At 54.3% G+C, this 12,087-nt stretch carries 9 protein-coding genes; all 9 read right to left on the minus strand.

Annotation, left to right across the window (positions count from 1 at the left end; translation table 11 throughout):
- Positions 1-53 precede the first annotated feature (53 nt).
- The gene (gene thrS, locus FD19_RS03005; protein WP_056969085.1) at positions 54-2,003 is read right to left on the minus strand and encodes a threonine--tRNA ligase; all 1,950 of its coding nucleotides are present in this window, start codon (positions 2,001-2,003) and stop codon (positions 54-56) included.
- A gap of 448 nt (positions 2,004-2,451) precedes the next feature.
- Positions 2,452-3,381 carry a primosomal protein DnaI gene (gene dnaI / locus FD19_RS03010; protein ID WP_056969086.1) on the minus strand — a complete coding sequence of 310 codons (930 nt, stop codon included), beginning with the start codon at positions 3,379-3,381 and terminating at the stop codon, positions 2,452-2,454.
- A 3-nt stretch (positions 3,382-3,384) separates the two neighbouring features.
- Complete coding sequence (locus FD19_RS03015) at positions 3,385-4,785, minus strand: replication initiation and membrane attachment family protein (RefSeq protein WP_056969087.1); 1,401 nt, start codon at positions 4,783-4,785, stop codon at positions 3,385-3,387.
- A gap of 95 nt (positions 4,786-4,880) precedes the next feature.
- Positions 4,881-5,357 (minus strand): transcriptional regulator NrdR, encoded by a 477-nt coding sequence (gene nrdR / locus FD19_RS03020; RefSeq protein WP_054749686.1) that lies wholly within the window; start codon positions 5,355-5,357, stop codon positions 4,881-4,883.
- An 83-nt stretch (positions 5,358-5,440) separates the two neighbouring features.
- Positions 5,441-6,049: a dephospho-CoA kinase gene (coaE, locus tag FD19_RS03025; protein ID WP_054749587.1), complete on the minus strand. Its 609-nt coding sequence runs from the start codon at positions 6,047-6,049 to the stop codon at positions 5,441-5,443.
- Positions 6,050-6,066: 17 nt separating this feature from the next.
- The gene (gene mutM, locus FD19_RS03030; protein WP_054749588.1) at positions 6,067-6,912 is read right to left on the minus strand and encodes a DNA-formamidopyrimidine glycosylase; all 846 of its coding nucleotides are present in this window, start codon (positions 6,910-6,912) and stop codon (positions 6,067-6,069) included.
- 32 nt (positions 6,913-6,944) lie between these two features.
- Positions 6,945-9,581, minus strand: a complete 2,637-nt coding sequence (polA, locus tag FD19_RS03035) for a DNA polymerase I (RefSeq protein ID WP_054749590.1) — start codon at positions 9,579-9,581, stop codon at positions 6,945-6,947.
- Positions 9,582-9,925: 344 nt separating this feature from the next.
- Entirely contained in the window at positions 9,926-10,630 is a 705-nt protein-coding gene (locus tag FD19_RS03040) for a Bax inhibitor-1/YccA family protein (RefSeq protein ID WP_056969088.1), read from the minus strand.
- A 91-nt stretch (positions 10,631-10,721) separates the two neighbouring features.
- On the minus strand, positions 10,722-12,035 hold the full coding sequence (gene murC, locus FD19_RS03045; RefSeq protein WP_056969089.1) for a UDP-N-acetylmuramate--L-alanine ligase: 1,314 nt from the start codon (positions 12,033-12,035) through the stop codon (positions 10,722-10,724).
- Between the last annotated feature and the right edge of the window lie 52 nt (positions 12,036-12,087).

Genomic DNA, 12,087 nt, shown 5'->3' on the forward strand with positions numbered 1-12,087 from the left:
TAATGCAACTATTATTCAAATCAGTAATTATTGTTGTGCGTTACAAAGCACGCTTACTTTTGCGCGCGCGCATCAGTCCGTGAGTAATTGGCCACATCGGCCGCAATAGCCGAAACAAACATGTTCACTGACTGGCTCATCGAATCCTGTTCGCCATACCGACGAACCGAAACGGATGCGGAGGCCAATTCGTCATCCCCAACCACGACGGTGTACGGCACCTTCTGGGTCTGGGCCTCACGAATCTTGTAACCCATCTTTTCGTTGCGGTCATCGACCTTCACACGGATCCCTTCAGCAATCAACTTAGCCCTCACGTTGTTAACGTAGTCCAAGTGGGCCTCGTTGTTAACCGGAATCATGACAACCTGGGTTGGTGCTAACCAGGTTGGGAAGGCACCCTTGTAGATTTCAGTCAGGTAGGCGATGAAGCGCTCCATCGTGCCCACGATTCCACGGTGGATCATCACTGGACGGTGTTCCTCACCATCGGCACCCACGTAGCTCAATTCAAACTGTTTTGGCAGCATGAAGTCCAACTGGATGGTCGACATCGTTTCGTCGTTACCCAAAGCCGTCTTGGTTTGGATATCCAGCTTGGGGCCGTAAAATGCGGCTTCGCCTTCGGCTTCGTAGTAGTCCAAGCCGAGGTCATCCATCGCACCCTTCAGCATGCTCTGGCTACGGTTCCACATCTCGTCATCGTCAAAGTACTTGGCGGTGTTTGCTGGGTCGCGGTAGGACAGGCGGAACGTGTAGTCGGTAATGTTGAAGTCGGCGTAAACGCTCATGATTAGCTGCAAGATCTTCTTGAATTCATCCTGCACTTGTTCCAAAGCCACAAAGGTGTGACCATCATTCAAGGTCATTTCACGTACACGCTGCAGGCCGGACAAAGCACCTGACTTTTCGTAACGGTGCATCATCCCCAGTTCGGCGATCCGCATTGGCAGGTCACGGTAAGACCGGATGTGGTGCTTGTAAATCTGGATGTGACTTGGGCAGTTCATTGGCCGCAGTTCCAGCATTTCGCCATCACCCATGTCCATTGGTGGGAACATGTCCTCACGGTAGTGCTGCCAGTGACCGGAAGTCTTGTAAACATCCAGGTTGGCCAGAACGGGCGTGTAAACGTGCTCGTAACCGTCAGCTACTTCGCGGTCAATGATATACCGCTCGATGGTCCGACGAATTGTGGCACCATTAGGCATCCAGTATGGCAGGCCCGCACCCACTTTGGGGTCAACGAAGAACAGATCCAGGTCACGACCAATGACACGGTGGTCGTGTTCCTTAGCTTCCTGACGCCGCTTAGCATCGGCTTCCAGATCGGCTTCCTTGTAGTACGCCGTCCCGTAGATCCGTTGCAGCATTGGGTTGGAAGACTTGCCTTCCCAATAAGCACCAGCAACACTCAGGAGGGCAAAGTGCTTGAGGGGCTTCAGGTCAGGCAGCAGTGCGCCCTCCTGGAAACCAACAAAGTCGCCCAACTGGTGCGCGGCAATTGGGTCACCAGCGGCCTTAGCCAACTGGCTACGGTAAGGGTCATCGCTAAACTTAGCGACCGCGTCGGCCTGGCTCAAGCTAACCGCCTTGATGGGTTCATTAGCGGCGATGATGGCCTGCATCTTGTCCTTCACGGCGTTCAACTCATCAACAGAGATTTGGGCGCCATCCTGGTCAGTATCAACGTAGAACCCATCTTCGTCGGCGTGAGCTTCACCGAAACGCATCTTGGGGTTGAGCTGAGACAAAGCTGCAGCTAACACGAAGGCCGCGGTGTTCCGCAGAACGGCGAGACCGTCGTCACCATCTTTGGTGACGATTTCGATGGCGCCATCGTGAGCGAGTGGGGCGTTCAGGTCAACGAACTGACCGTCCAGCTTACCGGCGATGGCCTTCTTGCCGAGGGTGCTACTGATTGACTGGGCAACGGCCAAGACGGTCGTGCCATCATCAAAGTTTTTGACGTTACCATCAGGGAATTTCAATGCAATTGACATATGTAACTCTTCCTTTCTTTTTTGACGGGCAACAAAAAATCCCTGACGTCATTAATGACGTCAGGGACGAATTCACTTCGCGGTTCCACCCAGTTTGGCACAGCACGACACTGTGTCCACTTGTTCACCCGTAACCAGAGTTCAGGGCCCTACGGCAGTCTCGAGAAGTGGTGCGGATCCTGCATGTGCGAGTTCCAGCTACTGTCGCACTCTCTGAAGTTGCAGTTCCTTTTTGCTTCCGTCTTCGATACCTGTATTAAAACACACTTGTTTATGAAAGGCAAACAAAATTTAGGGAGTAATTCCCCGCGGTTCAAAGCAATAGCGTAAGGGGCTTTGGGTAAAAGGCCCGAACCTGGCCCTTTATTCAGAGCACCTTATGTAGCAGCCTTTGCGCGGAACCGCTCGTTGCAATACCCCATGGTAGCCACCAAGCACCACCGCACCGCTACTGTGGCCGCCGGTTCCGTCCACCGACCACTACCTCATGGCTTAAGAAGCGGATGCGCTGCATGATTCGCTGGGCCTTGACGGTCTCGTTATTGCCCTGCTCCCGACCGGCCAGAAAGTTCTCCAGTTCGGCCATCGTCTTGTTGGAACTAAAGCAAGTCGGCAAGTCTTCCTGCATCCGGTACTGCAAAATGACGCCCAGCACGTCATCACGCAGCCAAGCACTCCAGGACTCCGCGCCAATGTCATCCAGCATCAGCACTGGTGCCCGCTTCACCCGGTCAATTTCGCTAGTGACCGTGTTAGTGGCAATACTACCCTTCATGTTCACGGCAAAGGTGGGAAAGTGTAGCAACGTCGTCCCCACCCCAAAGTCAGCTAAACTGTTAGCGATGGCCCCAAGCAGGTAGGTCTTACCGACGCCAAACGCCCCTGTGAGGTACAGGCCGTGCACGTGCTCGTGGTCCGGTTTAACGACCGCATTCACGAACATCGTCGCTGCCGCCAAAGCCTCGGTCCGGTCCGTCTGGTCGTACTTAAGGAGGTCGGCATCCCGAATGTCCTTCGGCATGTTCATTACGGTCACCAAATTACTTTTGGCCCGCTGCGCATCCGCCGCTACTTTGGCCGCCGTGGGCTGATAAGCAATATCAATCTGGTGGTTGCTAATGACCAACTGGGGTTCATATCCCGGGATTGGCGGTGTCGCGCCCGCGTCGAGCTCCTCGCGCAATTTAACGTACTCAAAGAGCTTCGCCGCGCCAGCATCCACCGTGGCTTCCGTCAGTTCGTGCGCATGGCTCCGCAAAAACGCCTGCACGTCACTATTATGTAAGACCCGCTCAATGGTCTGCTGGTAACGCTGCCCCCAATCATGATCGGCAAAGTGGCGTTGGAGGTACGCCGATAATCGTTCAAGTTGTGCCATGAGTTACTCCTTCTTCTGCTGCCGCTTGCGAGCCAACTCCTGTAACTGTGCGTTGAGCTTGGCCTGGGCATCCGCTGAAATTTTTTCCTTGGGGGCCACATAGTCCTGTTGGGCCCACTCAGGAACTGGCTCACTGCGCTTACCCCGCCGGTTGCCCGAACGCTGCTGGACCCGCTGTTGTTGCTTGGTGTTTCCCGCTGCATATTGGTGAATCTGCGTCAGCGCTTGTTCCGGCGTATGCACCCCAGCGGCTGCCCAACTGTTGGCCAAAATGTCCAAGAAGTTGGCGCTGACGTTGCCATTATCACTGGTACGCAATGCATAATCCACCATAACGTTGATTGTCGCCGGCGAGAAGATCCCGCGCTCGGCCAAATGCTGCAAAGCCTTGATCTCACTACGACTAGCAAACATCCGACTGTCCTGTGCCTGCTTCGCGGCGTTAATAAACTCCCGCGGGGTCATCGACTTGGCGCGTGCTAACATTTCCTGCTCCCGCTCGTCAGTTGGTTGACTTGGTTGTAATGCGGTCGCGGCCGCACTGGTTGCGGCCGTTGCTTCACTACCCCGGGCCCAGAAATGGCTACCGTGGACCCGTTCAAACTGCTGCTCCACGTTACGTCGCAATAGCCGCATATCCAACTTACCGGTCAGTAAATCCAAAGCCTGACCAATTTGTGCCGCCAACGTGGGCTCGTCCAAACCGTAGAACCCGGCCAGCTGCTGCAAGGCATGCTGGTTCTGCGACAGCGTGCCACTTTGGATGTTGGTATTACTCAGTAAGTTCCGCAACAGCTCCCAGTCTAACTGCACCCCAGAAATTTCCGGACTCGCCGTTCCGGCTGACACCACGGCCGACTTGCTGGTACTCACGGTAGCTGGTGGCGTCGTCGCCTGAGCCGTAACAATATCAAACACGTCGCTGAACGCCAACGAGATATTGTGCATGTCGGGCCGGCGGACGGGGGTCAACTCAAACTCGTGCACAAGCTCGTCGTACCGCGTCTCACCGACCGTATCAAACAACAAAATACCCAGCAGATCGTCCGCAAAAAACTTACTCGGGGCCACCGGTGCATGTAATTCATACACGTAGTGACGCGCCGTATCGACCTGGGTAAAGGTCTGCACAAGCTGTAACGCCTCCAACCGAACCCGAGCGTCGTACAACTCATCGATACCGACCCCCAACATCCCCATCAACCGCGTGTGCGGGTGCCGATCCTGCGAAAAGACCGGGTGGCGCTTACTTTCAGCCCACAAACTGGTGTACAACGCCGTTGCCACCGGTCCCAGGATCGGTTGGTAGAGGTACGTCAGGGTACGCCGATCCACGTCGCTGTATTCCGTTGCCTGCGTGGCTAAATAATCGTCCTGCGGCATAAAATTTGCTGGTTTACGCACGTACCCACCTCCTTGAAAGTTGGTGCCCAATGCACCTTAAATCAAACCACTACATAAGCGCACGGGCGCAACCGGATCAACCCCGTTCACGCCCGTCACTTTTCCTGTTTATCCTTTTGTTCCCGCTTCATCATGCCTTGGAGCTCATCCATAAAGACCGACATGTCCTTAAACTGCCGGTAAACACTGGCAAAGCGAATGTAAGCAACATCGTCAACGTCCGCCAACTTTTGCATAACGAACTCACCGATACTTTGACTAGAAATTTCGTTCTCGCCAATCGCCCGAATCTTGGCTTCGACCTGCTCGACGATCTGCTGCATCTGTTCCATTGTAACCGGGCGCTTTTCAGCCGCACGAATCAGCCCCCTGAGGACCTTTTCCCGGCTGAACTCCTCACGGGTACCATTTTTCTTAATGACCAGGAGTGGGGTTTGTTCCACCCGTTCAAAGGTGGTGAAACGAAAACCACAATTTTCGCACTCCCGCCGCCGCCGAATTGCTTCGCCACCCTCAGTTGGGCGGGAATCAACGACGCGCGAACTATTTTTATGACAATGTGGACACTGCACGTTCATACCCCCACAGAATATTCGACCGCCGTGACGTCATGCGTGACGCCACGGAACACCCGTCACGCTCATTATACCAAAACCTACAAGCTTTGCGTGTTGAGGATGTGGGCGATGAGTTGTTGGACCTCCACCCGCCGTAACTCAGCGGGAACGTCGGTGTTGATGGCAAAGTTGGCGCGCGCCACTTTTTCGTCCAGTGGTAGCTGGGAATTGATCCGCGCCAGGGCTTCATTCACCGTCAACCCATCACGCACGGCCAGACGTTCTTGCTGCCGCTGCGCGGGTACGGTCACCACCGCGATTCCGTCAAAGTAATCCTCATAGTGCTGTTCGTACAGCAACGGCACGTCAGCCACTACCAAGTCGGCCCCGGTACCGACCGCACGCTTCAGTTCACGTTCAAACTGGGCACGAATAGCAGGTTGCATGATGTCGTTAAGCCGCTTAAGGCGCCGGGGGTGACCAAACACCACTTTAGCTAACAGGCCGCGGTTTAGGGTCCCATCACCCTGGATGATCATGCTACCAAACTCATGTTGTAGCGCCGCTAGAATTTTGCTGCCGGGCACCGCTACGGCACGCGCAATGCCGTCCACGTCAATGACGGGGTACCCGGCCGCGCGAAAATCGTTCGCAACCGTAGTCTTACCCGTAGCAATACCACCAGTAATGCCTAATTTATACGTCATGCCAGTTCCTCCGCTGGTTATTCTGCGCTCGTGGGCGCAACCTGGCAGTGCGGACAAAAGTGCGTACCACGACCGCCGACTTTGATCTTTTCAATTTTCGTACCACACCGCGGGCAAGGTGTGCCCTGATGCCCATAGACAACGAGGCGGTCTTGGAACCCACCCTGTTTGCCCTGGGCATCCACGTATGAGTGCACCGTCGTACCGCGCAGCTTGATCGACTCCGCCATGATGGCAATGATGGCATCATGGAGGCGAGTCACCTCGGCGGGCGTCAATGAGTTAGCGGGCCGTTCGGGATGAATGCGGGCACGCCACAAACTTTCATCCGCGTAAATGTTACCAACCCCGGCCACCGTTGACTGGTCCAAAATCACCGACTTAATGGCCTTCTTATGCTTGGCCAATTTAGCACTGAAATCGGCCACAGTAAAGTCTGTGGCCACCGGTTCGGGCCCCATTGACGCCAAGCCACTAATCGCGACGTTTTCCGTACCCGTTCGTACCACGTTCATGCGGCCAAACTTGCGCGAATCCATGTACCGCAATTCTGAACCATCCGCAAAGGTAAACCACACGTGCGTCCAGCGCGCGTGCGGCGACTCATGGTCGGTCGCTAACATGTACTTACCTTCCATACGCAGATGGCTGACGAGAGTCCAACCGCCGGTCAGCCGCAACAGCAGATACTTGCCGCGCCGGTCGACCCCGGTGAACGTTTGGCCCACTAACCGTTCGCGCACTTCATCCAGTCCGTCACGTAAGATGGCTTCCCAGTCCGTGCCAATGGCGACAATTTGCTTACCCTTGATCAACCCGGTCAGCGTGCGCCGCACCGTTTCTACTTCTGGCAACTCTGGCATACAATGGTCCTTCTTTCGTTCTGCGTTGTTAACTACTTAGCGTCAAACCACGTCCGCCCGTGGTTCGTCTCGACTTTGAGCGGCACATCTAGCTTAATGGCCGCATCCATCACGCCAGCGACCACATCTCGTAGCTGATCCATCTCGGTGGCTGGCGCCTCAAAGATGAGTTCGTCGTGCACCTGCAGTAGCATGCGCGCTTGCAAGTGGGCAGCAGCCACCGCCGCGGGCATCCGCACCATGGCTACCTTGATGATATCGGCGGCGCTCCCCTGGATGGGGGTGTTCATCGCGGTCCGTTCCGCAAAGCTGCGCAGGTTAAAGTTACGGCTATGAATATCATGCAGGTACCGACGCCGGTGGAGCAACGTTTCCACGTAGCCCTGTTCGCGGGCCGTGGCGACCATCTGGTCCATATACTCCCGGACCTGCGGATACTGCTCAAAGTAACCCGCGATAAACGCCTTGGCTTGAGCGCGGGTAATACCAATGTTCCGGGCTAACCCAAAGTCACTGATACCGTACACAATGCCAAAATTAACGGCTTTGGCCTGCCGGCGCATGTCGGGAGTGACCTCATCGGCACTCTTCAGGCCAAAAATCTTCATGGCCGTGTTGGCATGGATGTCCCGGTCCTCTTTGAAAGCCTCCTGCATGTGCGCATCACCCGAAATGTGGGCCAGCACGCGCAATTCAATCTGCGAATAATCCGCACTGAACAGCTCCCAACCAGGTTCACTAGGCACAAAGGCGTGCCGCACCTGCTTGCCATCACCGCGTGCCGGGATGTTTTGCATGTTGGGGTCAACTGAGCTCAGACGTCCAGTCTGTGTTAAGGTCTGCAGATAACGGGTGTGGATCTTGCCGTCAGGCTGAACCGCGTCCTGTAGCCCCACGACGTAGGTGGACTGAATCTTGCTAATTTTACGGTAAGTCAAAATCTTCTGAATGATGGGGTGCGCGGTCTGCAACTGCTCCAGTACCGCCACACTCGTTGAATACCCAGTCTTGGTCTTCTTCACCACGGGCAGTCCCAGGTCTTCAAACAATACAACACCCAGTTGCTTAGGCGAGTTGAGGTTAAATTCGTGACCGGCATCAGCATAAATCTGTTGTTCCAACACGGCCAGCGAACCACTTAACTGCTTGCCCATCTCGGCCAAAATAGCGGTATCCAAACTAATACCGTTATACTCCATGTCGCCCAGGACCCGCGCTAACGGTAATTCCAGGTCGGTAAACAGCTTGGTTTCGTCCTGATTAGCCAACTCGGTGGTCAACCGCGGCCGCAACGCCAGTAATGCCGCCCCCTTTTGCGCCAGGTGATTACAGAAAACGTCACGATCGGGTAAGTGTAACTTGGCCCCCTTGCCGTAAACGTCCTCATCAGCTGGTAGCGCATCATAATTATGTTCGCGCGCCAGTTGCCCCAAATCATTACTATTTTCGTCCGGATTCAACAAGTACGAAGCCAGCAACGCATCAAAGTCAGGATGTAAGTCCAAACCGAGGTGCCGACCAGCGACCAGATTACGCTTAGCGTCAAAGACGGTTAGTTGCCGCGCCGGGTCCCCCAACCAGAGGGCAAACTCCATGTCTTGCAACAACGACGTATCCGTCGACACAAAGGTGTGCTCCGCGTCAGCGACCACGAAACCCTCAACCTTGGCCGTGTGGTAATTTTCGGTCAACATTTCCAACTCAAACGCTACCGGCGCGTGTAACTGCATGGCTGCGGCCAAATTATCGGCCGTGAGCTCGGTGTATTCCACCTGCGCCGCGGGGGCCGTACCCTGGCCACCCATCCGCTTTAAGGCCTGGCGCATGTCCATCCGCTGGTAAAACGCGCGTAGTTGTTCATAATCCGGGCCCTTGAAATCAATGTCATCCAGACCAATGGTGAGCGGAGCATCCTGCCGAATCGTCGCTAAGTCCTTGCTCATCACGGCTTGATCATGATCGGCAACGAGATGTTCCTTCATCTTGCTGGCCTTAAGGTCGTCCAGGTGCGCGTAGAGATCCTCAACTGACCCGAATTGTTTGATCAGTTTAATGGCCGTTTTCTCCCCCACCTTAGTCACACCGGGATAGTTATCCGATGTATCGCCCATTAACCCCTTGAGATCAATAATTTGGCGGGGCGTCACGCCTAACTTTGCCTGTACGTAAGCTGGTGTGTACTCCTCAAGTTCCGTGACCCCCTTCTTGGTCACAGCAACCGTCACACGGTCAGTGGCCAGTTGCGTTAAGTCCCGGTCACCAGTCACGACCAATACGTGGTCGCCGGCCGCGTCTGCTTGCTTGGCCAGCGTCCCAATAATATCGTCGGCCTCGTAATTAGCCAGCTCGTAGTGAACAATGCCGTGTCCTTCGAGCATTTCCTTGACCAGGGGGAGTTGTTCTAACAGTTCATCGGGAGTCTTTTGCCGGCCAGCTTTGTAATCACCATATTTCGCCGTCCGGAAGGTTTTGCTGCCCGCATCAAAGGCGACCAGAATCTTGTCAAAGTTTTGACTCGCCAGTAAGTTGTCCAGCATGTTATTCACACCCATGATGGCGTTGGTGTGCACCCCGTCGCTGTTAGTGAACCGGTCCAGCGACGTATAGGTCGCGTAAAACGCCCGGAACGTAATTGAATTACCATCGATTAATAAAATATTGTCAGCCACGGTGCGCACTCCTTTGCCAATCACGAGTAATTTACTAATATCATTGTACCAAAAGCCCGTCCTCGCTAATAGGGGTGCACAGCCAGTAGCTCTTTTGCGCGTACTTGGTGCCACGCAGCGGCTTTGTGCAGCTCACAGTCCGAATACCTGAGGGGCATCAGGGTAGGCACAATGACGCGTCGACGTTGCTGTCACAAGATGAACGTAGTGATGTATGGCACGACGATTTCAAACACTGACTGCCGCCATGGAGCAGTTCACCAAGCCGTAGTAGCACAGCACACGCAACATAAAAAAGCACCCCGGCCAGCGCGGCCTAGGTGCTCATCAAGCAATTACTGTTGTTAGTTACGGTTCGAACCGACCCCGAAAATTTCGAGAATTGTCAGGAACAGGTTCAGGAAGTCCAGGTACAGCGCAACGGCGCCCGAAACGGCTAACGAGTTCACCGACATAACGCCCTGAGCATCCGCACTCGCGTATAAACGCTTGAGCGTCTGGTTATCGTAAGCAACCAGTACGATAAAGATGGCCAAAATGATGTAATTCAATAACATGCCCATGCCCGTAGAGCGCAGGAACATGTTCACCAAACTCATCAAGATGACGCCATACAGACCCATGATGGCAATCGAACCAGCACGGCTAAGATCCTTTTTACCGAAGATACCAACTAGCGCCATGGTACCGAATACGACTGCCGTCGTCAGCAGCGCCGCAATCACCGTCGTCCCATTGTACATTGACATGATCAGCGCTAACGTGAAGCCTTCACTCGCCGCCAGCAACAGGAAGAATACCAGTGCGCGCCCGGCGTGGGCCACGGAACGACCAGTATTACCTAAAATCACGAAGATCAACGGCATAAAGGCCATAACGTAAAATACCAACGAATTAGAGGCAATAAAGTTAAAGTACTGTTGACGGAAAACGTAACCCAACAGGTAGGTAACGATGGCCGTCACGACCATCCCCCCGCCCATAACTCCGTAGACACGCCCAAAGAATTGGGACAGTCCCGCTTCATTAACGGCACGACGTTCTTGCATATCATCAAATCCTTTCATTAACACGTTGCAGTGCTAATAATTCTACCTTGAAGAACATTGTAACATTATTACCAATAACACCCAATGGTACTTAAGACCGATTTGCCTTCAGTGCATCCTCGTAGGCACGCTCGTATTTCTGCACGTCACCCGCGCCCATGAATACTAGCACCGCATCATGGAACTCTAACAGTGGCTGCATATTGTCCAACTGTAGCACCTTGCCGCCATCGATCTTAGCCGCTAGGTCCTCAGCACTAACACTACCACTCTTTTCCCGTGCAGAACTAAAAATCGGCGTGATAAAGGCGTGGTCCGCGGTGCCCAAAATGTCCGCAAACTCGTCCAGGTACGCAATCGTCCGGCTAAAAGTGTGTGGCTGGAACACCGCCACGATCTCTTTGTCTGGGAATTTCTGCCGGGCAGCGTCCAACGTGGCCTTGATTTCACTTGGGTGGTGGGCATAATCATCAATCACGGTCATGTCAGCTACATCAGTCTCGGAGAACCGCCGCTTGACCCCATCAAAGGTGGCCAATTCCCGTGCAATCAGACTAGCGGACAGGTGCTCCGTGTAGGCGACCGCCACAACCGCCAGCGAGTTCAAAACGGCATGCTCACCATACAGGGAGATCTTGAAGTGACCAATCAAATCGTCTTTGTGGTACGCATCGAACTCGGATCCAGCCGGCCCGCGCTGCACGTTCCGGGCGATAAAGTCATCGGTATCTTTCAGCCCGTAGTAGTAGACCGGCACGTCGACGTCCAGGCGCCGTAGCCACTGGTCGTCACCCCAAGCAAAGATGGCCTTCTTCACCTGCTTACCCTCGGTTTCGAAGGCATCATACACATCCTCAATTCCAGTGTAGTAATCAGGGTGATCAAAATCGATGTTGGTCATGATCAGATAGTCAGGGTGGTACGCCAGGAAGTGACGCCGGTACTCGTCGGCTTCAAAAACGAAGAACTTGGAATCCGGGACCCCTTTGCCACTACCATCGCCAATCAGGTAACTGGTCTTGGCAATGCCGCCCAGTGTGTGGGCCAGCAGACCGGTCGTGCTGGTCTTCCCGTGCGCACCAGCCACCCCAATACTCGTGTAGTCATTCAGCAATTTACCCAGATACTCGTGGTACCGGTAGATGGGCAGTCCCAGCTCCTTGGCCCGCACTACTTCGGGGTGCTCGTCGGTAAAACTATTACCCAAGATGACCGTGTAGCCCGCCTTGAGGTTAGCCGGGTCAAACGGCAACATCTCGATGCCAGCATCCGCCAGTCCTTTCTGGGTGAAAGTGTACTGCGTGATGTCACTACCCAGCACTTGGTGACCCAAATCATGCAAAATCAACGCTAATGAGCTCATACCCGAGCCCTTGATACCAATAAAGTAATCTGTTTCAGTCATACGCTCAATCTCTTTTCCATGTTCCACGCGGTGCGGCAGAACAATATGTAGT

Source organism: Lacticaseibacillus thailandensis DSM 22698 = JCM 13996, from assembly GCF_001436135.1.
GTDB classification, from domain to species: domain Bacteria; phylum Bacillota; class Bacilli; order Lactobacillales; family Lactobacillaceae; genus Lacticaseibacillus; species Lacticaseibacillus thailandensis.

Bases quoted from the DNA above. Each gene is read 5' to 3' on its own strand.
- thrS (WP_056969085.1), bottom strand. From the start codon at position 2,003: ATGTCAATTGCATTGAAATTCCCTGATGGTAACGTCAAAAACTTTGAT.
- dnaI (WP_056969086.1), bottom strand. From the start codon at position 3,381: ATGGCACAACTTGAACGATTATCGGCGTACCTCCAACGCCACTTTGCC.
- coaE (WP_054749587.1), bottom strand. From the start codon at position 6,049: ATGACGTATAAATTAGGCATTACTGGTGGTATTGCTACGGGTAAGACT.
- mutM (WP_054749588.1), bottom strand. From the start codon at position 6,912: ATGCCAGAGTTGCCAGAAGTAGAAACGGTGCGGCGCACGCTGACCGGG.
- FD19_RS03040 (WP_056969088.1), bottom strand. From the start codon at position 10,630: ATGCAAGAACGTCGTGCCGTTAATGAAGCGGGACTGTCCCAATTCTTT.
- murC (WP_056969089.1), bottom strand. From the start codon at position 12,035: ATGACTGAAACAGATTACTTTATTGGTATCAAGGGCTCGGGTATGAGC.